At 68.5% G+C, this 21,412-nt stretch carries 17 protein-coding genes and 3 pseudogenes; 10 read left to right on the plus strand and 10 right to left on the minus strand.

The window, feature by feature from the left end; genetic code table 11:
• Positions 1-319: 319 nt before the first annotated feature.
• Positions 320-421, minus strand: a pseudogene (locus ABZT06_RS41665) (IS5/IS1182 family transposase); the annotation flags it as partial.
• Between the two features lie 264 nt (positions 422-685).
• On the opposite strand from ABZT06_RS41665, the gene ABZT06_RS41670 reads away from it, so the two are divergent.
• Positions 686-1,888, plus strand: coding sequence for an IS110 family transposase (locus tag ABZT06_RS41670; protein WP_355753097.1), 1,203 nt, complete (start codon positions 686-688; stop codon positions 1,886-1,888).
• Between the two features lie 145 nt (positions 1,889-2,033).
• Here ABZT06_RS41670 and ABZT06_RS41675 read toward each other — a convergent pair.
• Positions 2,034-2,190, minus strand: a pseudogene (locus tag ABZT06_RS41675) (IS5/IS1182 family transposase); the annotation flags it as partial.
• 436 nt (positions 2,191-2,626) lie between these two features.
• On the opposite strand from ABZT06_RS41675, the gene ABZT06_RS41680 reads away from it, so the two are divergent.
• The 3 genes from ABZT06_RS41680 (at position 2,627) to ABZT06_RS41690 (ending at position 6,370) form a co-directional block, all read left to right on the plus strand.
• Entirely contained in the window at positions 2,627-3,502 is an 876-nt protein-coding gene (locus ABZT06_RS41680) for a hypothetical protein (RefSeq protein ID WP_355753098.1), read from the plus strand.
• Between the two features lie 412 nt (positions 3,503-3,914).
• Positions 3,915-5,183 carry a ParA family protein gene (locus tag ABZT06_RS41685; RefSeq protein WP_355753100.1) on the plus strand — a complete coding sequence of 423 codons (1,269 nt, stop codon included), beginning with the start codon at positions 3,915-3,917 and terminating at the stop codon, positions 5,181-5,183.
• Complete coding sequence (locus ABZT06_RS41690) at positions 5,180-6,370, plus strand: ParB/RepB/Spo0J family partition protein (RefSeq protein ID WP_355753102.1); 1,191 nt, start codon at positions 5,180-5,182, stop codon at positions 6,368-6,370. The genes ABZT06_RS41685 and ABZT06_RS41690 overlap by 4 nt, the downstream gene beginning before the upstream one ends.
• 260 nt (positions 6,371-6,630) lie before the next feature.
• Here the strand turns inward: ABZT06_RS41690 and ABZT06_RS41695 are convergent.
• Positions 6,631-6,755, minus strand: a pseudogene (locus tag ABZT06_RS41695) (DUF2000 family protein); the annotation flags it as partial.
• 281 nt (positions 6,756-7,036) lie between these two features.
• Between ABZT06_RS41695 and ABZT06_RS41700 the strand changes: the two are divergent.
• Complete coding sequence (locus ABZT06_RS41700; protein WP_355753103.1) at positions 7,037-7,642, plus strand: peptide deformylase; 606 nt, start codon at positions 7,037-7,039, stop codon at positions 7,640-7,642.
• A 32-nt stretch (positions 7,643-7,674) separates the two neighbouring features.
• Here ABZT06_RS41700 and ABZT06_RS41705 read toward each other — a convergent pair whose 3' ends face one another.
• Together ABZT06_RS41705 and ABZT06_RS41710 are read right to left on the minus strand one after the other, a co-directional pair.
• Entirely contained in the window at positions 7,675-8,676 is a 1,002-nt protein-coding gene (locus ABZT06_RS41705) for a helix-turn-helix domain-containing protein (RefSeq protein ID WP_355753105.1), read from the minus strand.
• Between the two features lie 128 nt (positions 8,677-8,804).
• Positions 8,805-12,554 carry a S8 family peptidase gene (locus tag ABZT06_RS41710; RefSeq protein ID WP_355753107.1) on the minus strand — a complete coding sequence of 1,250 codons (3,750 nt, stop codon included), beginning with the start codon at positions 12,552-12,554 and terminating at the stop codon, positions 8,805-8,807.
• Positions 12,555-12,825: 271 nt separating this feature from the next.
• On the opposite strand from ABZT06_RS41710, the gene ABZT06_RS41715 reads away from it, so the two are divergent.
• A complete protein-coding gene (locus ABZT06_RS41715; RefSeq protein WP_355753109.1) occupies positions 12,826-13,254 on the plus strand; it encodes an organic hydroperoxide resistance protein in 429 nt (142 codons plus the stop codon).
• Between the two features lie 316 nt (positions 13,255-13,570).
• Here ABZT06_RS41715 and ABZT06_RS41720 read toward each other — a convergent pair whose 3' ends face one another.
• Positions 13,571-14,482: an SGNH/GDSL hydrolase family protein gene (locus ABZT06_RS41720; RefSeq protein WP_355753111.1), complete on the minus strand. Its 912-nt coding sequence runs from the start codon at positions 14,480-14,482 to the stop codon at positions 13,571-13,573.
• A 217-nt stretch (positions 14,483-14,699) separates the two neighbouring features.
• Between ABZT06_RS41720 and ABZT06_RS41725 the strand changes: the two genes are divergently transcribed.
• The 3 genes from ABZT06_RS41725 to ABZT06_RS41735 are packed head-to-tail and all read left to right on the plus strand — an operon-like array spanning position 14,700 to position 17,298.
• Positions 14,700-15,146: a VOC family protein gene (locus tag ABZT06_RS41725; protein WP_355753113.1), complete on the plus strand. Its 447-nt coding sequence runs from the start codon at positions 14,700-14,702 to the stop codon at positions 15,144-15,146.
• Positions 15,147-15,196: 50 nt separating this feature from the next.
• A complete protein-coding gene (locus tag ABZT06_RS41730; protein WP_355753115.1) occupies positions 15,197-16,654 on the plus strand; it encodes an NAD(P)/FAD-dependent oxidoreductase in 1,458 nt (485 codons plus the stop codon).
• On the plus strand, positions 16,651-17,298 hold the full coding sequence (locus ABZT06_RS41735; RefSeq protein WP_355753117.1) for a GPP34 family phosphoprotein: 648 nt from the start codon (positions 16,651-16,653) through the stop codon (positions 17,296-17,298). Before ABZT06_RS41730 ends, ABZT06_RS41735 begins: the two co-directional genes overlap by 4 nt.
• A 1,087-nt stretch (positions 17,299-18,385) precedes the next feature.
• On the opposite strand, the gene ABZT06_RS41740 is transcribed toward ABZT06_RS41735, so the two are convergent.
• The 3 genes from ABZT06_RS41740 to ABZT06_RS41750 form a co-directional block, all read right to left on the minus strand.
• Complete coding sequence (locus tag ABZT06_RS41740) at positions 18,386-18,958, minus strand: hypothetical protein (RefSeq protein ID WP_355753119.1); 573 nt, start codon at positions 18,956-18,958, stop codon at positions 18,386-18,388.
• 271 nt (positions 18,959-19,229) lie between these two features.
• Positions 19,230-19,997: an MBL fold metallo-hydrolase gene (locus tag ABZT06_RS41745; protein WP_355753121.1), complete on the minus strand. Its 768-nt coding sequence runs from the start codon at positions 19,995-19,997 to the stop codon at positions 19,230-19,232.
• Positions 19,998-20,102: 105 nt separating this feature from the next.
• Positions 20,103-20,558, minus strand: coding sequence for a YbaB/EbfC family nucleoid-associated protein (locus tag ABZT06_RS41750; protein WP_355753123.1), 456 nt, complete (start codon positions 20,556-20,558; stop codon positions 20,103-20,105).
• 131 nt (positions 20,559-20,689) lie between these two features.
• Here ABZT06_RS41750 and ABZT06_RS41755 point away from each other — a divergent pair, with 131 nt between their 5' ends.
• Positions 20,690-21,088 carry a 6-carboxytetrahydropterin synthase gene (locus tag ABZT06_RS41755; RefSeq protein ID WP_355753125.1) on the plus strand — a complete coding sequence of 133 codons (399 nt, stop codon included), beginning with the start codon at positions 20,690-20,692 and terminating at the stop codon, positions 21,086-21,088.
• A gap of 24 nt (positions 21,089-21,112) precedes the next feature.
• Here ABZT06_RS41755 and ABZT06_RS41760 read toward each other — a convergent pair whose 3' ends face one another.
• Positions 21,113-21,403, minus strand: coding sequence for a hypothetical protein (locus ABZT06_RS41760; protein ID WP_355753127.1), 291 nt, complete (start codon positions 21,401-21,403; stop codon positions 21,113-21,115).
• Positions 21,404-21,412: the final 9 nt, after the last annotated feature.

Genomic DNA, 21,412 nt, shown 5'->3' on the forward strand with positions numbered 1-21,412 from the left:
CACAGGAGCAGACTGCCGACGCGCCAACCTCACCGCATCAAGAACTGAGCACGTTCATCCGTACGCGGCTGTGTACGTTCACGTGTACGCCGACACCAGACAGGCTCACGCTCAAGGACCTATCCACGCACGCGCAACCGTCTCCATCTCGCTCCCTGTCGACCACGTGATCAGGGAAGTATGAGGCGTCGTACATCTGCCGGAGTAAGGCTCGTCCCGCGATCCGTTGGTTGGTCATTGGTATGGCACTCCCCTGACTCCGCGAAAAGTTGACGCGCCGATCCAGCACGGCGACGCTGGCAGCGCTTGGCGGTGGGGCGATCAGACAGCCGGCGAGCTTGAGAAGGGATTCGCGAATATCGGCTCGGCGTTCCCGGCGACCGCGGAGTCGCTCGAAGCCGTGGAGCCAGGCGAAGGCTCGCCCATTACCTTTTTCGTAGAGCCCGGTTCGGGTTCGTGGCCTTCGGGGCCGGTATGACTCGTTGCCCCTGTCCTTGATGATCCGGGGGGGTGCTGTCGCCGGGCCCGAGAGGCGCCGTTGGAGACGCTGATGAGAGGTCCGACTACCGCCTGGCCTGGCGCAATGCCCGGCCGCTTGCGGGCGGCAGGTCTGCATAACGTGGATGCGCGCATACGACGCCAACGCCCTGGCCAGCACCACACGAACCTTGTTCGGGAGGATGGGTTGGACAACATCGACGACGTAGGCGTCTTCCTCGGCCTGGACGTCGGCAAAAGCACCCATCACGGGCACGGGCTCACCCCGGCCGGCAAAAAGGTCTTCGACAAACAACTGCCCAACAGCGAGCCGAAACTGCGGGCCGTCTTCGACAAGCTGGCCGCGAAGTTCGGCACCGTACTGGTGATCGTGGACCAGCCCGCCTCCATCGGAGCCCTGCCCCTGACCGTCGCCCGGGACGCCGGCTGCAAGGTCGCCTACCTCCCCGGCTTGTCCATGCGACGGATCGCCGATCTCTACCCGGGCGAGGCGAAGACCGACGCCCGCGACGCGGCCGTGATCGCCGACGCCGCCAGGACGATGCCGCACACCCTGCGCTCGCTGGAGGTGACCGACGAGATCACCGCCGAACTGACCGTGCTGGTCGGCTTCGACCAGGACCTCGCAGCCGAGGCCACCCGCACCTCCAACCGGATACGCGGCCTGCTCACCCAGTTCCACCCCAGCCTGGAACGCGTCCTCGGACCGCGCCTGGACCACCCCGCGGTGACCTGGCTGCTGGAACGCTACGGATCCCCGTCCAGCTTGCGAAAGGCCGGTCGCCGCAAGCTCGTTGAGGTGATCCGGCCCAAGGCTCCGCGCATGGCTGCCCGGCTGATCGACGATGTCTTCGACGCGCTCGACGAGCAGACCGTCGTGGTCCCGGGAACCGGCACCCTCGACCTCGTGATCCCGTCCCTGGCCCGCTCGCTCACGGCCGTCCACGAACAGCGACGAGCACTGGAGGCGCAGATCGGACAGCTGCTGGAGGCTCACCCTCTTTCCGCGGTCCTGACCTCGCTTCCCGGGGTCGCGGTCAGGACCGCCGCTGTTCTGCTGGTCACCGTTGGCGACGGCACCAGCTTCCCCACCGCCGCTCACCTGGCCTCCTACGCCGGCCTGGCCCCGACGACCAAGTCGTCGGGGACCTCGATCCATGGAGAACACGCGCCCAGAGGCGGCAACCGGCAGCTCAAACGGGCGATGTTCCTGTCGGCGTTCGCTGCACTCCACGATCCCGCCTCCCGCACCTACTACGACCGATGCCGGGCCCGCGGCAAGACCCACACCCAAGCACTTCTCCGCCTGGCCCGTCAGCGGATCAACGTGCTGTTCGCGATGCTCCGAGACGGCACCTTCTACGAACCTCGAACCCCACGCCTCGCTTGACGAAAGACATAGAGGCACCCCCCGGCGGGTGCCGAGCTCGCTGGGACGACGTCGAGCAGGGGCAGGACTTCGACCAGCAACCCTTCGTGAAGCTGCAGTTAGCCCCGTGCACCATTCCGTCCCGCAGCCAGCGCCAGTACGTCATAAACGAGTTCCGTAGGCGTCGAAGGCACAGGAGGCCGCAGACCAGGTCGAGTAGTCCCTGATGAGCAGCGCGTCGTTCGTAGCCAGGCGCAGGCGCGCTCGACCACTCAGCGCACTTCGCACAGCCCGGAGCCGTGGGTGGCGCTGCGGCTCAGCAGACAAGCAGTGCCTTGGCAAGCTCGGTTGGAGACATCCTGGGGCAACGGCCTCGACAGCGCGATTCCTCTTGCAGCTTGGGCGAAGCTATTACGGCGTAATAGGGGGTTCTCTGCTTGGGGGCCTCGGGTGGGGATGCCAGCCGGGGTGCCGGAGCCGGCCGCCACCGGGCACCGAAGGCGGGATGCTCGGGAGAGGGCGTGCCTTCCGTAGCTCGACCCAACGCGGAGCCGTTTGGGAGGCCTTTGGCTCCGGTGATCAAGTCGTCCCTTAAGCCAACGTGCAGCTCCGGTAGGAGGTCTCGGTGCCAGCAGGGGTTGTTCTCTGGTGTCTGGGCCTTGAGGGCTATTACGGCGTAATAGGTAGTGACCTCGGACTCCCCCGGCTAAAGTTGATTCACATTCTGTGAATCGGGGTTTGGCGGGACAGGATGCTGACATGACGAAACGCACGCGGAGTTCGGCCCGGCCCACGAAACCGCTGCTCAGGGCGCCGATGCGGATCGGGTCACTTGATGCGTCGGCTGTCGTGGGTGAGCTACGGCAGATGCACGAGGACGCAGAAGATCCTGACGTGGAACGGATGCCTGCCGATGAGGAGTTGTTCGGGGCGCTGCTCTACGCGGAGAAGCACGCCCAGGCATTGCGGAGGCAGCCAGTAGAGATGCAGCGCGCGGCTGCGGTGAAGCGGGTGCAGTTGTGGGAGTACCTGCGTGAGCAGACCGAGGTTCACCAGGCGCGTGCCGTGAATGATGCGCGGAGTGTGGGGGCGCAGTGGATCGAGCTGGCGCCCGCCTTGGCAGTGGGTGCGGCGAACGCTGCTTACAACAAGGCGAAGCGGCTCAAGGCCGTCGAGTTGCGCGAAGAGACTCCCGGGCCGGGCAGCCAAGTCCGTCATGTGCGTCGGACTCCCGAGGCAGTTCTTGAGGCAGAGCGTCGGCTTGCCTGGGAGCAGGCCGCCGAGCGTCGGGCTCAGGAAGCAGCGCAACGTCGGCATGAGCTCCTGGTGCCGGTGGCCACTCGATTGCTGGAACACCGTGAAGCGTTGGTGCGGGATGACGACGCCGACTACTGGCTGGAGGAGATCGAGGCGGTGCTGCCGCACTGTCGGACCCCGCTGCAGATGGTCAGTCTGAAGCGGTATCTGGATGCTGCGTTGCGAGCCCTGACCAAGTTGGAGAAGACCACGGCCCGCTCGGTCGCCCTCGACGAGGACGCTCGACTCGCCCTGGATGCTGCCCTGGAGCTCCAACAGGGTCGGGAGGAGAGCGAGGACCTTGGCTGCTCGGACACCGCTGGAGCTATTACGCCGTAATAGGTCGAGGCGAGGTGGAGAGCAGCAGGCCGACAGCCAGCCGCCAGGTCGCCCTCTCTTAGACGTGTGCACGTTTGCTGTTCTGGTCGGGTGCGGTGTGGTGTCCGCGTTGAGGTCGGTGGAGAGGGCGGGGCGTGGGGGTGTGCTGCTCGGGCCCTCAGGCCTATTACGCCGTAATAGGCCTGAGGGCCCGACAGGTCGGGCCCAGGGTCTGGTGGGGAGAGGTTCGGAGGGCTTGAGGGGTTGTGGGGGAGAGGTCGGGCGGAGGAGTGTGGGTGGGGCCCGGCGCGGCTCGTGAACCCGGGCGAGCTATTACGCCGTAATAGGGGTGTCAGGGCACGCCAGGTCACCAAGTCGCAATAACTAACGTGTCGATGCAACGGATGATCTACGACGTTAGTAAGGTAGCGCCATGAGTATGCCAGCCACCTCAAGCGACCGAGCCAAGGTCGTCTCAAAGCTGCCGGGATGGCTCCGGCAGAACCTCAAAGTCAGAACTGCCCAACTCGGCATCGAGATCCAGACGGCTGTCGAGCAGGGCATCGCCGCCTGGTGCGACCTTGCTTCAGCCACCGCCTCGGTCGACACCGCCGGGGCCGAGTCCTTCTCCACCTTCCTGCCGCCGGGTCAGTGGGAGGAGTTTCGCAGCATCGCCGAGGACCGTCGGGTCTCCCTGATTCAGGGGCTCGCCCAGTCCGTTCAGCTCTGGCTCGACACAAACCTCGCGCCCGACGTGCAGCGCCCAGACATCACCCGTCGCATCGTTGTCTGCAACCAGAAGGGCGGCGTGGGGAAGACCGCCATCACGGCGGGAGTGGGGGAGGCTCTGGCGGAGGACCCCAACCGGCTGTTCCCCGTACGTGTCGCCAAGGCGCTGGCGTCCGCCCTGCGAGCCGGTGAATCCGAGGGCGAAGAGGCGGGCGTCCCCGACACCCACCCGCTCGACATCGAGAAGCTCCCTGGAGCCGGACTCCGCGTCCTCCTGGTGGACTTCGATCCGCAGTGCCACCTCACCAACCAACTGGGCGCGGCGCCCCTGGTGATGAACGGTGACAGCCTCACCAACCACATGGCCGGCGATCCCAAGGGTGAGCTGAAGGACCTGATCGTCTCCGTCGACGAGGACCACTTCGGTGGACGACTCCATCTGCTGCCCGCGTGCCACGACGCCTTCCTGCTCGACGTCCGTCTCTCCGCGGTCCGCGCTCGCGAGGCAGCTCTTGAGCGAGCACTCCTGCCGCTCGAAGCCGATTACGACGTCATCATCGTCGACTGCCCGCCCAGCCTCGGCCTCAGCATGGACGCGGCCGCCTACTACGGACGTCGGCGTGACGGCGAAGGACCGGGCCAGTCCGGAGCGCTCATCGTCGTCCAGGCCGAGGACAGTTCCGCCGACGCCTACGACCTGCTTACCAACCAGATAGAGGATCTCCGCACCGACCTCGCTCTCGACATCGACTACTTGGGCATCGTCGTCAACCTCTACGACGGCCGGCGTGGCTACATCGCCACCTCGTCGCTCCAGGGATGGATCGACATAAAGGATCCGCGAGTCGTCGGCCTCATCAACGACCTCAAGGAACAGAAGGAAGCCGTCCGTATGAAGCAGCCTCTCCTGAGCTATGCGCCCGCCTCACAGCAGGCCGTGGCCATGCGTGCATTGGCCCGGGAGATCTCATGAGCAAGGCCGACCAGTTGGGTGCGGGCCGTTTCGGGGGATCAGCCAGGCCCGTGAGTGCGCGCCGAGCCGCGATCGGGGCAGCGACCGGAGTGCCGACAGACGGGGTGGCTCCTCCGTCCCGGCTGCCGGTGAGCCGGATCAGTCCCAACCCCGAGAACCCTCGGACCACCCTTGGTGATCTGAGTGAACTCACCCGCAGTCTCAAGGAGCATGGGCAGAAGCAGGCCATCACGGTCATGAACCGTGACGCCTACATCAAGGCCAACCCGGCTCGCGCCGGCGACCTCGACCCCGACACCACCCATGTCGTCGTGGACGGCAGCAGCCGACTGGCCGCCGCTCGCGAGGCGGGCCTCACGCATCTCAACGTCATGGTCGACGACGAGCAGGGTGAGGACGGAGACGCCATCCTGGAATCCGCGCTCGTCGCCAACATCCACCGCAACGACCTTGACCCGCTGGATGAGGCACGGGCCCTGCAGCGTCTGCTCTCCATTTATGGTTCGCAGGTGAAGCTCGCCAAGCGGCTGCACAAGTCCCAGGGGTGGGTGTCCCAGCGGCTGGCACTGCTCAATCTGAGCCCGGAACTCCAGGCAGTGGTGGGGGAGGAGCCGGTCGAACTCCTGCGGTCCGTCGCCAAGGAATCGCACGACCGGCAGGAAGCCGTCCTCCAGGAGCTCAAGGCGGAACGGGCGCGCAAGGATGCGGAGCGTCGGGCGCAGGAGGTGCCCAGAGTGCCTTCGGTTCCCCCGGTCGTCGAGCCCGTCGAGGAAGCCGCTCCCGCAGAAGCTGCTCCCGCGGCTACTACGTCCGTGCCGTCTCAGGCAGTTGACGGTCGGGAGGTGTCCGAGGACGCTTCGAGCCGCCAGTCGACCAAGGTCGTTGCCCCTCCTCGCCCCGTTCCCGCCGAGACAACTCCGGTAGCGGTGGGGGTGGTTAACCTTGAGATTCAGGAGGCACCTGCCTCCCAGCAGACGGAGACGGTGCCCGATCCCCGACCCGCTGAGAGCCTCTCCAGTGAGACGGACCTGGCCAAGGCCGAGTTGGGGCCTGCTCGCCGACTTCCTTACGACGACGGCGCGTTCATCGCCATGCACCTCATCCAGAAGATGAGCGACACCGAGTTCGACAAGATGCTGGACATCCTCAACGAGCATCAGAGCCAGCGGGTTGGATCTAAGACCTGAGCTCACTTCCGTTTCAGCACGCCTGTGGCCGGCACGAGAACCCTCGCGTGCCGGCCACAGGCGCTTTCACTATTACGGCGTAATAGCCCCGACTTCGGTTCAGCGCACTCGCGCGCGTGCAGGTTGAGGTCCGTGCTCCTGGTGGGGTCCGATCGCCTGCCTGTTCGTCAGCCCCTGTCGCTGCACACGGAGCTCACAGGCCTTTGAGGCGTGGCTCACAATGTAAGAGAGCGGGAGCCGACATCACCAAGAGGGTGGGGGTAGGGCACACCGTCGGCGTCCTCGTACGGTTCGCCGACCATCTCGAGGGTCTGCGTGCCCAGACCGCTTGACGAGGACGCGGTGACGTTCAGACGCGTCAGGTCTCCAGGTCCTCGCGGCTCAGCTCGCAAAGCTGGTCGGAAGGGTGCTCGTTCGAGGAATCACGCCGGCTCGCGCGTGAATGGGATAAGTCCGGGCATTCGGGGCGCTGTTCGAACAGTTCGATTCTTCGCTCAGAACGATTCTCCCGACGAAGCCTCTGTGGCCGTCCGTGCGTTTTCCGTTTCTGTAGAGCTCCAGATAACGTGTTCGAAGTGACCTGCGTCACTCCTTGGGGTGTTGCATGAACCCGTGCCGGTCCGCGTTCGGTTACCAGGCATGGGAAGCAATGAACTCACCGACCGGGTGGATCAGCTCATCGAGAAGCCGGGGTCGCTGACTATCGTTCAGGCCGGAGACCCGGTACTCCGACAGCCGACCGCTTCCTACGACGGTCAGCTCGACGACAACATGCTCCAGCAGTTCATCGCCAAGATGCGCGAGGCGATGGAGCAGATCAACGGGGCGGTCGGACTGGCCGCGCCCCAGGTCGGACTACCGTTGCGGCTCGCGGCGTTGGCTACGCCCGCCGGGCTTTCCCAGCGATTGATCGAGGGCGGTCAGCAGCCCGTTCCGTTCACCGTGCTGATCAACTCCTCGTACAGGGGGGTAGGTCGGGCCCGAGCGGCGAGCTTCGAAGGGTGTCTGAGTGTGTCTGGCTGGCAGGCCGTGGTGGCGCGGCCCGACCGGATCCGGCTGATGCGCGAGGACGAGACGGGGCGCGGTCTCGTGGAGGAGTACGAGGGGCTGGCCGCACGGATCGTGCAGCATGAGACGGATCACCTCGACGGGGTGCTGTACCTGGATCGCGCCGAAGTACGCTCGCTGTCGACGACGGAGCAGGCGGTGACGCGGTGGGGTGCCACCGGGCTGGCGGACGCCGCGCTGGAGCTTGGCTTCTCGTTGCCGTAACTTGCCAGTCCCGCAGGGGAGTCGGAATTGTGCTACAGCCAGCCGCGCCGGGCTGCCTGCCAGGCCAGTTGCATACGGGTTCCGGCCCCGGCCCGTTCCATCAGGCTCTGGATCCGGCGCTGGACGGTTCTTCGGCTGAGGCCCAGTTGGGTGGCGATCGCCTTGTCGGCGACTCCCACGACCAGCAGGGACAGCAGTTTGCCGTCGGCGGGGGAGAGGGCAGGGTGCGGGGTGGTGTCGTCCGTGGCCAGGGTGTCGCCCGACTCCGAGAGATGCAGGGGGACAGCGTTCTCCCAGTAGCTCTCGAAGAGCGCGACCAGGGCGTCGAGGAGACTGCTGTCCCTGACCAGGGCCGTGGTGGGCTCGCCGGGGCTGCCTTGGGGGCCACCCGGCACCAGGGGGAAGATGCCCAAGGAACGGTCGGCGATTGCCAGGCGGAGCGGTAGCCAAGGGACTGAACGGGCCGTCTCACCGGCCCGCACACCCGCGACGACGTTGTCGACGGCTCCCTCGTCGTCGAAGAAGGCCTTCTCGTACAGCACCCGGTAGCGCACGCCCCGGGCGAGGGCCTCGAACTCCTCCGTGTTGCTGCCCGAGGGCATGGCCACGTACTGGGCGCGGCAGAACCAGAGCATCTCCTCACGGGCGTTGACCTGGATCTGCTTCAGGCGCTGGCGCAGCGCCTCCGCTCCGGTGATGACCTCCAGCAGTTGTCCGGCGTCATGGCGGCGTGCGGTCTCGCGGTACGTCTCCAGCAGCCGGTCCGCCTCCGCGCGTGCCGTGTCCAGGGCGTCGGCGGTGTGTTTGATGCGAGGGAGGAGAGCAACGTCCGGGGGGACGGGACGGAACATCCTAGGTGTGCCGTCAGTGGGGCTGGCCAGGCCTTGGCGGACCAGTGAGTCGAGCACACGTGTGCTCTCGGCATCGCTCACACCTATGCGTCGGGAGATGTCTTCGGCGGTTGCTCCGCTCGAGGTCACCAGAAGGCGGTAGACGATCTCCTGTTCGGGTGAGACTCCCGCGGCTTCCAGCATCCCCCAGACCCCTCCGGTTCGTTGTGGAGTAAACGATCCGAGGATTTCCGAGGACTGTACTCCAGGGCCCTACAACGGCAGGGGGCGAGAGGTCCGTACGGACCTCTCGCCCCCTGGGACTGTGCTGGTCAGCGGCGTTCGGACCAGGCGCGGTGGACCGTCTGGCTGACGGAGTTGCCCGCGGCGTCGCGGGCCGTGACGCGCAGGGTCACCAGGGCGGAGCCGGGCCCGTGCTTCAGCGTGGCCCGGAAGGTGTCATGGCCGCGGTTGCGGACCTTCGTCGGGTGCCAGGTGCGGCCGTCGTCGTAGGAGACCTCCACCCGCACCTGGGGAGCGCGTGGGACGAGGGCGCCGTCCTGGGCGCGGACGGTGACGTCCACGCCGTAGGAACCGGCTCGGCGGACGGTGTTGTGGGCGTCGACCGGTACGGCGTAGTCGAGTTGGAGGAGGGGCAGGGCAGTGGGCTGGTCGGTGGGGCCGGAGCGGAACGACCAGGTCGTCTGCGTCGCGGGGGCGTGGTCCCAGTCCGGGGAGGAGCGGGAAGTGTCCAGCTCCAGGCGGTAGTTGGCGGTGCCGGTGGGCACCTCGACGTCGGCCCATGCCGAGTCGAGACCGGTGAGTCTGGTGCCATCGCGGTACAGGTCCGCGGTCACCGTGTCGCCGGCTGCCTGAGTGCGGCCGGTGCCGATGCCACCACCGTCGGCCAGCGCACGGGACCAGTGACCGGCCTGGGAGTCGGTGAACTCCGGTATGCGCAGGCGCAGTACGTTGCCCTGCCGGACGGTCGGGTCGGTGGTGTCGGCGGGGATGGACGGGCGGACGACGGCGCCCTGCCAGGTCTCCTTCGACCGGGTGCCGGCCTGGTAGGTGCGAGGGGTGTCGCGCAGGCCGAGGGTGAGCGGTACGTCGGGGTCGTAGATCGTGGTGTGGTGGACCAGGTGCTGCCAGATCGTGTCGCTGGCGCTGACGTACTCGGTGCGGGTGAAACCGGTGGGGGCGTAGCGGCTGTACTGGAGCCAGGCCGTCTGCTGGTAGGGGCGGCGGGCGAAGCGCTGCTCGGAGGCCCAGCCGAGGCCGCCGTTGTCGGCGTACGTGGTGCGCACCACGGCGCTGTTGCGGGCGGAGACGGTGTGGATGACCTGCTGCGGGATCTGGCCCTTCGACACCTGCATCACGTCGTAGAGGTAGGGGCTGCGGGGCGTGCCGTGGAAGGTGACCTCGGTGGTGCGGTGGGGGAGTCGCTTGAGGAGGTCGGCTCCGGTGGTGGCGCCGATGCGGACGACCGGCAGGGGAGAGCGGTCGCCGTTCGGGCTCCAGCGGGTCCAGGGGCTGTCGTCGAAGTGGATCAGCAGGACGCCCTGGGCGCCCGCTGTCGCGAGCCGCTTGAGGGCCTCGCCGGTGCCGGTGCCCTGTACGTCGGTGAGGACAGCGAGCCGGCCTCGGACGCCCCTGAGTACCGGGGCTGCGGCGTCGCCCGCGTCGACGGCCCGCAGGGTGGTGCCGCGCTCGGCGAAGAGGGGAGAGTCCGGCATGTAGTAGGCGTTGAGCGGGCCGGGCAGGCCCGTGGCGCGTGCCTCGAGAAGCGGAGCGACGAGTTGCCAGCGGGAGGCGAACTCGAAGGTTCCGGTGCGGACTTGGGGGGTGGGGCTGACGTAGAGCCGCTTGGCGATGTCGAAGAACATGGTGCCCTGGAGCAGGCCGTGGCCGTCGAGTTCGCGGTAGGTCTGGTAGCTGAGGATGCCGCGCTGTTCGGCGGGTTGCGGGGTGCGGATCTGGACGGGGACCGTGGCGCGGGCGTCCACGGTGACGGTGGTGTCCTTGGTGACCTTCACCTCCGGCAGGACGACCTCGCGCAGTTCCTGGCCGTCCTGGGCGGTGCCGAGGAAGGTGTTGTTGACCTGGTAGGTGCCTTCCTCGACCTCGGCGATGCCGTGCTCGGGGTCGGTGTAGGTCACGAAGCCGGCCGGGCCCCAGATGAGCGGCTGGGCGGGGACACGGTCGCCGTGTTCGTCGTACGTCCGCACCGTCAGCCGGTGGGTGGGGCCGTGCACGATCAGGCTCAGTGTGGTGTGGACGGCCGGGGTGCCGGTGGCTGCGGGGGTGCCGGTGATGTAGCCGTAGTAGGTGCCCTGGCCGGCCTTGGCCGGGTCCACGGTGAGGGGGACGGTGGCGGTCGCGTGGGCGGGGACGCGGACGGACTGTGCGAGGCGGAGGGCTGCCGCCGGGGCGGGACGGCCGGCGCTGTCGGTGAGGCGGGGGGCCAGGTTCAGGGTGACGTCCTGGCCGGAGGTGTTGGTGTACGTCAGGTCCAACGCGCGTGCGGCGTCGGTGAGTTGGAAGGGACCCGGGGTGAGTGTGGCGGTCGCCGTGAGCGTGCCGAGGGCCGCCGCGGCGGCGTCGACGCGGCCGCCGCCCTGTTCGGTGACCCGCTGGCCGGTGATGGTGCGGGCGGTGCTGACCAGGGCGTCCTTCAGCCGGCGGCCGGTCCAGTCGGGGTGGCGCTGGGCCACCAGGGCGGCGGCGCCCGCGACATGGGGGGTGGCCATGGAGGTGCCGGAGTACCCCACGTAGTACTGGTCGACCACGTCGCCGTCGGTGGTGCCGGTGGCGCGGGCGGCGACGATGCCGACGCCGGGCGCGGTGACGTCCGGCTTGACCGCGCCGTCGCCGGTGCGCGGGCCGCGGCTGGAGAAGGGGGCCAGCTTGTCGTCGCGGTCGACGGCTCCGACCGTCAGCGCCGCGTCGGCCGCGCCGGGTGAGCCGACGGTGGACGTGCCGTCCGCGCCGCTGTTGCCCGCGGCGACGACGAAGAGCGTGGAGCTGGTGCGGGAGAGTTCGTCGACGGCCTGGCTCATCGCGTCGGTGCCGTCGCTCGGGGCCTGCGAACCCAGGCTCATGTTGACGACTTTGGCGCCCTGCGTGACGGCCCATTCCATGCCGGCGATGATCTGGGACTCCGAGCCGCTGCCGTCGTCGCCGAGCACCTTGCCGACGAGGAGCTGCGCGCCGGGGGCCACGCCCTTGCGGGTGCCGTCGGAGGCCGCGCCGCTGCCGCCGACGATGGAGGCGACGTGGGTGCCGTGGCCGAAGGGGTCGTCGGTGGTGGGGCTGCTGGAGAAGTTCGCGGTCTCGGTGATGCGTCCGGCCAGGTCGGGATGGGTCTGGTCGACGCCGGTGTCGAGGATCGCGACCTTGACGCCCTCGCCGTGCGCGCCCGTCTGCCAGACGGCCGGGGCGCCGATCTGGGCGGTGCTGCGGTCCAGTACGGCATTCACCCGGCCGTCGAGCCAGACACGGGGGACCGCAATTGCCTTCGCCGCCGTGGTGTCGGGGGTCAGTTGGTTCCAGAAGCGGGTCAAGTGCACCTGCGCGACGTGTAGTGAGCGGGCGTGAATGCTCGGCAACTCCCTTGTGGGGGAGTCCTGTTCAGCGAACGCGGTGAGTTTGTCGGCGGTGCGGGCGGCCGTCGGGCCGGTGGTGCCGATGATCAGCGGCAGTGTATCGGTGCGGGCGTCGTCGTAGCCCTGGGCGAGGAGGGCGGTGACGTCGAACAGGGTCTGGTCCAGGCGGCCCCCGGCCACCAGGGCAGAGGCGTCGGAGGGGAGGACGGTCAGGCGTCCGTCCTGTTCGAAGGTGTGGAAGACGATGCCGTCGCGCCCGGGGCCGGGGCGTACCGAGGCCGTCTGCCGTCCGTCCGTGCCCTGGGCCACGGTCACGCGGTCGCCGGTGATCAGGCGGACGGTCGCCGTACCGGAAGCGGCCTCGGGCGTGTCCTCGGTGGGCGGCCCGTTCGTCGGGGCGGCGAAGGTCGGGGTGATCGCCGCGGTGGCGAGGGCGACGCCAGCCGTGAACGTCGCCAACAAGCGGATCTGTCTCATCGGTTTCGTGCCTCTCCCGGCGCGCTGCGTGCCGTTCATCTGCGCGACAGAATCCGTCGGCCGTGCGGCGGGTGTCACTCGATGCCGGTGGCACACCTGGGACATGTCACAAGGGCGACAGCCGTCACATGAATCGGCAAAGCGTCAGTCACCACCTTGACGGGTGACGATGGCGGCTGCCATGATTGCGTCACTTCCTCAACCGGTGACACAAAGAGTGTCCTGGTCAGAGGCGTACTAGGACCACTCGACCCAGATGGGGAGCACAGTCATGGCAGTCAGCTACACCGCCGTCGTCAACGTCGACGGAGAGGGCCGCAACGGCGGTCACGTCCGCTCCTCCGACGGCCTGCTGGAGACGAGCCTCGCCCTTCCCAAGGAGCTCGGCGGCGCCGGCACCGCGACCAACCCCGAGCAGTTGCTGGCCGCCGGCTGGGCCGCCTGCTTCCTCGGCGCCCTGCGTCGCGCCGCCACCGTCCGCAAGATCCGGCTCACCAGCACGGAGATCACCGCCGAGATCACCCTCACGCACGGCGACGACGGCGAGTTCTCCCTCTCCGCGGTCCTCAGCCCCGTGCTCGGCGGCGTCGACGACGCCACCGCCCAGGAGCTCGCGAACGCCGCCCATCAGATCTGCCCCTACTCCAAGGCCACGCGCGACAACGTCCCGGTCACCATCAACGCCAGCGCCGCCGCCTGAGAACCCGACATGGTCTCCCTGACGCACATACGTGTACGTGCCGCCGAGAAACGTCGTGCACACTACCGGCGCGCCTCCGGTGAAGTTCCTGGAGAGCGTGCCACTGCCGAGCAGATGTCTCGAGGCGGCCCGGTCGCCGAGGGAGGCCGTGACTGGCCGACGGACACGCAGGTATGGGGCTGGGCGGAGAGCGCGGTGCTGGCGGGGTACGGCCCCGGGCCCGGGAGCTTCATCTGACGGGCGGCCCGACCCAGGGGAGGGCGGCCGGACCAGGCACCGAATCGTGCCGGACCGGCCACCCCGCACCGCAAGAACGTCAGTGACGTCGGCCGTGACCTGCGAGAACATCCTGCACCGCGGTCGCCATCACGCTCTCGCCCATGGCGTTGGGGTGCACCGGCGCCGCCGGGGTCTCGGGGGCGAAGGTCTCGATCCACCGCTCGCCGGTCGGCTTGCAGAGGTCGTGTCCGACGGTCGGCGTGTACGTGTTCACGTACTCGGCCCCACCGCGGCGGGCCTGGCGGGCCAGCATCGCGTTGAGTTCCTTCTCCTTGTCGCGCAGCCACGCGAAGTCACCCGCGGCCAGCGGCACCTTGCTGCTGGTGCAGCCGACGCCGTCCTCGGGGAACAGGTCGGGATAGCCGACCACCACGACACGCGCGTGCGGCGCGCGGCGGTGGATACCCCGCAGCACCTGGGCGACCTTCGGCCCGGTCGCGGAGATCGCGCCCGTGATCTGGTCCGCGCCGCTGCCCGCGAAGTGGGCCTGGCAGGGGGCGCCCGCCGGGTTGCCCGAGGTCAGGTGGGCGCAGGTGCCCAGCACGGTCGAGAAACCGATGTCGTTGCCACCGACGGTCACCGTGACCAGGTCGGTGCCCCGGTTCAGGGCGTCGAACTGCGCCGGCACACCCTCGGTCTGCGAGACCGTCATGTCCTCGGTGGTGGCACCCGCGCAACTGACGTCCGTCAGCCTCGCGGAACGCGAACGCGCCACCAGCGAGGGGTAGTTCTGGTCGGAGCGCTGACAGGTCGCGTCGACCTGGGTGGGGACGAGCGGCGCGGAGGCGTAGGAGTCGCCGAGGGCCACGTAGTCCACCCGGTGCCTGCTCTCCGTGCCGGTGCTCGCCGTAGCCGTACCGGCCGGGGCGAGAGCGGCGCCGGCGGAGAGCAGGGCGGCACCCACCGTCAGCGCGCGGCCGGTGCGCGAGGCGGGGAGGAGTCTTCTCAAGGTCTGTCCTTCCGTGTTCGGTCCGGGCCCTCGTACCGGGGCCCACCAGACACACGTATCTCACGGACGTCAGGTGCGGTGGCTTCGGTAACGAATCGGCCAACGCACTCAGACTCACCGTCACTTGACTGAGGCGACACATGTCGCCCCGGCCCACACTGGGCGCACGGCACCCGCTGGCGCAGGGCATCCCACCACCGAAAGTGAGATCACAGCCATGGACATGAAGCTCGAAGTCGTCATTCTGCCCGTCTCCGACGTGGACCGGGCCAAGGGCTTCTACGTCGAGTGCCTCGGCTGGCGTCTCGACGCCGACTTCCCGATCAACGACGGGTACCGGATCGTTCAGGTGACCCCGCCGGGCTCCGAGTGCTCGATCATCTTCGGCGAGGGACTCACCACGCAGGAGCCGGGGACGCTCCATGGCCTGCAGCTAACCGTCACCGACATCCTCAAGGCTCAGGAGGAACTGACCTCGTACGGCGTGGAGGTCTACGGACCCTTCCGCGACGAGACGGGCGCTTTCCACCACGCCGGTGACACCCACCGCGTCCTGGGCCTGCACCCGGAGCGGGCCAGCTACGGCACGTTCGCCGCCTTCAAGGACCTGGACGGCAATGAGTGGTTCCTCCAGGAGGTCACTGAGCGAGCTCCCGGCCGCTGAAAAGACCCGACCCCAACCCATCCGCCTGGCACACATCCTCCGGAGGACACATGCCGACCGACAACATACGCACATACGACGTCATAGTGATCGGCGCTGGTCCGGTCGGTGAGAACGTCGCGGACCGGACCGCCGCCGCCGGTCTGAGCACCGTCATCGTGGAGAGCGAGCTGGTCGGCGGCGAGTGCTCGTACTGGGCCTGCGACCCCAGCAAGGCCCTCTTGCGACCCGCCCTGTTTCGAGCTGACGCGGCGCACGTGCCGGGGCTCGACCCCGCAGTCAAGGGACCGCTGGACGTCGCCGCCGTCCTGGCGCATCGCGATCGCATGGCCGCGCACTGGAAGGACGACGACCAGGTCGAATGGATCAAGTCGGTTGGCATCGACCTCGTGCGCGGGCACGGCCGGCTGACCGGTGAGCGCGAGGTGTCGGTGGTGACCCCCGACGGCGACACCGTACGGCTGCGGGCCCGGCACGCGGTCACCGTGTGCACCGGCAGTCGTGCGGCTCTGCCGCCGCTTCCCGGTATCGAGGAGCTGCGCCCCTGGACGAGCCGGGAGGCCACCAGCGCCCAGCAGCCGCCGGAGCGCCTGGTGGTCGTGGGCGCCGGTGTGGTGGGCGTCGAGATGGCCACCGCCTGGCAGGCCCTGGGCAGTCAGGTGACCCTGCTGGCCCGTGAGGACGAACTGCTGCCCCGCATGGAGCCCTTCGCCGGCGAGCTGGTCACCGAACGGCTGCGGGAAGCCGGAGCGGACGTACGGTTCGGCGTCTCCGTCGTGGATGCCAAGAGGGCGGGCGGCGAGGACGGCAAGGGTGGGGGTGAGGTCCGGGTGTGGCTCTCGGACGGTACCGAACTGACCGCCGACGAGATCCTCTTCGCCACCGGCCGTGCTCCGCGCTCGGAGGACATCGGGCTCGACACCGTGGGGCTGGAGCCGGGGGACTGGCTCACCGTCGACGACAGCCTGACCGTCACCGCGGTGCCGGGGGAGTGGCTGTACGCCGTCGGCGACGTCAACCGGAGGGCACTCTTCACCCACCAGGGCAAGTACCAGGCCCGTGTCGCCGGTTCGGTGATCGCTGCTCGGGCGCGGGGCGAGCAACTGGACACGGGCCGTTGGTCGCCGCACAGCAGCACAGCCGATATCGTGGCCGTTCCCGGCGTCGTCGTCACCGATCCCCCGGTCGCGAGCGTCGGCCTGACCACGCGGGAGGCCGAGCGCCTCGGCCGGGACGTCGAGGTCGTCGACTACGATCTCGGGCACGTCGCGGGCGCCATCCAGTACCGCCCTGACTACCGGGGCAGGGCCCGCATCCTTGTCGACCGGGAGCGGCAGGTCGTCGTCGGCGCCACCTTCGTCGGACCCGGCGTGGACGAACTGCTGTATTCGGCGACCGTCGCCATCACCGGGGAGGTGCCGGTCGAACGGCTCTGGCACGCCGTACCTGCCTTCCCCACCATCAGCGAGGTGTGGCTGCGTCTGCTGGAGACGAGGAGGGACTCGTGAGCACCGCACGTGACCTGGTGCTTGTTGCCCTTGCCTTGCCCACCGGCGAAGTCACGGGCCAGGGCGACCTGTCGCTCGCGCTCGCCGGAGCCGAAGCGATCGATCTGCTGCAGCGCGGGGCACTGAGCCTGGACGGCGACCGCATGGTCCCCGGGCCTCTGGTGGGGGCCGGTCTGCGGACGGTGTCCGACGACCCACTGCTGGACCAGGCGGACGCCACCCTTGTCCGGCACGAGCCGTACGAGACGATCCACCAGTGGCTGTGGCGTCGCGCCGACGACCTCGTGCCGGCATACGCCGACGGCCTGGAGCGGGCCGGACTCGTCGTTCATCCGCACGGCCACGGGCTCCGGCTGCTGTCCGGGCCGGCTGTGCTGGCCGATACGCAGGAACGCCGCGAGGCGGAGGAGCGCAAGGCATCCGGCGAGCCCGTTCTCGCCAACCTGCTGGCGGCCTTGGGCGTCCAAGACGCGATCACTGAAGGGGGAGAGGACGAGCAGCCCGAGCGCGACGACAGCTCCCTCGGCGAGGCCGTCACGACCGTGCTGGCCGCCGTCGGTGACGCGGTGATGGAGCTGGAGGCCGCACGCCTGCGGCGGGATGTGGAGAGCGCCGCGTTCGACAATGTGTGGCGCGGTTGGTAGGCGCCGCCCGCGGTTGCGCGAGTGAAGGTCCCGGCAGTATGCCCGACCGTACCTGGATCAGCTCGCCGGAACCAACGCGTTTGAGCAACCTGCGTCACCGCGTGACGTCGTAGACGCTGTGCGGTGAAGGTTTCGACAACGAGCCGCCAGTTGCCCAGACCGACCTCGGCGCTGATCCCTCTGAGGGCGTCCAGGTCGGCGTGGGTTGCCGAGAGTGTGGGGCCGTTCTACGAGCGCCACCGGCAGACAGACGGGCGCGATGGGGGCGAAGAGGCGAGGGACCGGCCATGGGGTTGGTGTTCTCCCCGGGCTCGGCCGATACGTTCGGCTCGACGACCAGGCAGCTTCCGCCGCCCGCGAGGGATTCGGCACGCCGGAGCGCCGCACCCGGGTCACCGAGGTCGCGGAGGAGGTCGAAGAACGTGGCGAGGTCGCAGTCGCCGCCGGAAGTCGTGCGCGGCGGCGACCTCGCTGGTCAACGCGGTCCTCGGCACGGGCCTGTTCGGCCGGTCGGCGGGCCGCTTCCGCGGCCTCGAGGAAGTCGAGGTCGCGGAAGCAGGGCTGCGGGACCGACTTGGCCGCGACCAGGGCCGAGCAGCCGTGACCGCACCCGACGTCGGCGACCGAGGCGCCGCGCCGCAGCTTGGCTTCGACGCGCCCTCCGGGTGGGGGACTACTCTGGACGAGGACGGCGTCGTAACAGGGTCTGAAGAGGGCGGCGCTCCCCTCGGCCGGTTCCGGCCGATTCACACCCTCGGCAGGTCGCCGGCGCGTATGTAATCCACTCCCCCGAGGCAACACGTGTCTTCGAGGAGGAACTGGCCAACGCCAACCACCACGGTGGTCCGTGCGGGGAACCGTTCTTGCAGAGACGGACGCTGCGGAAGAAGAAGTTCCGCAGCGGACATTCTCTTTTCCCCAGCGGGCGAGGTCTCTGCCTTGGTGCACAGTCGGTTGCGGGGGCCAGCCTGGCCCACGAGGCGTTGTCCGGCACGTCGTTGTCCCGCGAAGCGATGGGGCTAGCCCGGAGCTGTCGCCGACCGGGCCACGCGTCACCGCTCGCGGGACAACGGGACGAGCGGACGATTCAATCGGAGCTGTCGCCGTCCGACGCACCCGGTTTGATCAAGGTGTACATGACGGAGCGCTGCTGCTTGTGACGCCGGATACGGCCCTTGGCGACCAGGGACTCCAGGGTGTTGCGCACCACCTGCGGGGTGGGGTTGCGGTCCGGGTGCTTCTCCAGGAGCTCGTCGCGCAGTTCCTTTGCCAGACGCGGTTCCTCGTACTGGCCGAGCAGTTCCGCCAGCAGGTCTCCGAGCAGAGGCTGACGCGACTTCCCCTTCGCGCCGGCCTTCGCCGTCCTGCCGGTCGGAGCGCTCTTCGCCGACACAGAGCGCCGGGAGGCTGCCCCGGTAAACGTCTTCTTCGCCTTCGCAGTGACGGGCTCGTCCTGCAACTGCTCGGGCAGCCGGGACGCGTCGGCGAAACCCTCGTACTGCTCGGCGAGGTTAAGGATGTCCGCGAGAAGGGCCTCCTCCTGCTTCAACACGGAGATTCTCTCCGCCAGCTCCTGCTGTCGCCGACGGTTCTCCTCCAAGTCCGATGCGGCTTGTGCTACGTACCGCGATCGGAGCGTGGCGGCTGATTGGCTGGTCACAACCGTTCACTCCCTCGATATGGATGACGTTGCGCATGGTACCCACGCCGAGGGACTCGTGTGGATAAGTGTCAACGTCAGACGGTTCCTCCGACATGCTCACTCCTCACGATAAGTGCTGATGTGCCCCTGCACAGAGGAAGTGTGGCTGTTCTTCGGTTTCTCTCACCTTTCGACAGGGTCACTCGCACGAGGGCACCCTCGAACGTACTGCCCGGTAGGTGTGTGGTTGAACCGTCGGTGACCGGGTTTCTCCCTGAGGAGCGATCGGTCACCTGCCCGCCCGTTCGCGGGCCGTGGCGGCGGCCTCCTTGGCCGAGCCGCGGTGCACGCGTCCGTGGCCGGGCAGCAGAAGGTCCGCGTCCAGGTTCTCCAGCGCGGTCAGGGAGTCGAGGGCTCGCGCCCGGTCGGTGTGGAACATCTTGGGCAGAAGTTGAGGCCCGCTGATCCGGGACGTGGGGTGCGCGGTGACGAGGGCGTCGCCGGTGATCAGGATGCCGCTCTTGGGCAGGTGGTAGGCGCAGTGCCCCTTGGTGTGCCCGGGTGTGTGCACGGGAACCGGGGCTCCGGGCAGGTCGAGGGCGCCCGCCGCGGGGAACGCCTGCGGCTCGCAGACCGGCACGTGCGTGGTGCCGCCGGCCCGCAGGGCGTGCACGGCCCACGGCAGCACCCCGGGCCGCCAGGCCTGTCCCAGCACCTGACCCACAGACACCTGGTCGAGGAAGTCGCGGCGGGCGTGCGGAACCTCCTCCTGGTGCATGAGGACCGGCACCTCGTATGCGGCGCGCAGATGCTCGGCCGCGCCGATGTGGTCGTTGTGGGCGTGCGTGATCAGTACGGCGGACACGTCGCGCGGCCGCAGGCCGAGCGCCGCGAGGGAGCCCAGCACGGCGTCACGGTCGCCGGGGTAGCCGGTGTCGACGAGGGTGCAGTCAGCCCCGTCCTTGATGATCACCCAGTTCGTGCTGCTGCCGGACACGAGATACACGTTGCTCTCGACCCGGACGATGTCGTCGTCGGTACTCGGAAATGTGGGCACGGTCGTTCCGCTCCTTGGCTTCTGCAGACGGACTGTCTGCTCGACAGGACAGAAATGTGTGTACAGTGAACGTAGTGGGTTTGTTTGTACTCGTCCGACCCGGCCTCAGTCACACCTGACGGCGTCGCACACCGAGTCAGTCAGTGCCATGACGGCCGCCCGCAGGTCCGGCGGCAGGGGGGCGTGCGGCGCGAAGGAGCGACGGCCCCACAACGGCCTCTGCGGCCGTGGTCTCGGCGCCTCCCGGGCAGTTTGGACCGGCAGCCGCGCGCTGGTCAGCGCAGATGACAACCGGGCCGAAACCTCGGCCTGCGCCGTGCTCAGGGCCTCCATGACGCTGTCGCCGAGCTGTGTGGGGGGCGTCCGCCGGAACCGTTCGTCGACGAACCGGATACTCGCCGGGCGGCCGTCCACGCCCACGGTGACCTGCACGACGTCGTCTCGGGAGCAGACGGTGACCGACAGTGCCCTCAGTTGCTCCCCTGTTCTGGTCAGCGCTGCGTACCGCTGGGCAAAGTCGGCAAGGGCCTGCTCCAGGCGTCTGACCGGTGGTGTCTCCATCGTCCTCCTCCGCCGGTGCGGCCACCCCGACACACCAAGGACACGAGAGAAACTCACATTTGGTTCACACGTATACTTTCATGTGTGCGGTTATATTGCTCACCGTCGACCACACCTCATCTGGAGGCTTCTTGTTCAGTATCACCGTTCGTGACCACATGATGGTCGCCCACAGCTTCCGCGGTGAGGTCTTCGGGCCCGCCCAGCGGCTGCACGGTGCGACGTTCGTCGTGGACGCGACATTCCGGCGCCCGGAACTGGACGAAGACAACATCGTCGTGGACATCGGGCTGGCAACCGCCGAACTCGGCAAGGTGATCAGCGAGTTCAACTACCGCAACCTCGATGACGAGGAGCGGTTCCGGGAGATCAACACCTCGACGGAGTACCTGGCCAAGGTGATCGCCGACCGCTTGGTTGAGGCGATTCAGGCGGGGACGCTGGGGGAGGGGGCCCGGGGAATCCGCGAGGTGGCCGTGACCCTGCACGAGTCGCACATCGCGTGGGCCAGTTACGAACGCGGCGTCTGACGTCACTCTTCGGGTCCGTCCTGATCAGCCGCGCACCGTGATCGGCGTCGTGTTATGACCCTCGACCCGCAGCTTCGGCCGGCCCGACGGCCGGGCGGACGCGGGTCGGGGCAGCGTCGCGGTGCGTGTCTCGCCGGGCAGCAGCCACAGGTAGTTGTCGTCGTAGAGGGTTGGCAGGATGTGGGCGCCGTCCTCGCCGAGCTGGGACAGTAGACCTCGAAGCCGGTGAGGCCGAGGGGGCTGGAGCGACGGCGGGCAGTAGTCCGTACCCAGCGGGATGGCAAGAATTCTCAGACCTGCCCGACAAAGAAACATGTGAACCGT

It is taken from the genome of Streptomyces sp. NPDC005483, assembly GCF_040606035.1.
Taxonomy (GTDB): domain Bacteria; phylum Actinomycetota; class Actinomycetes; order Streptomycetales; family Streptomycetaceae; genus Streptomyces.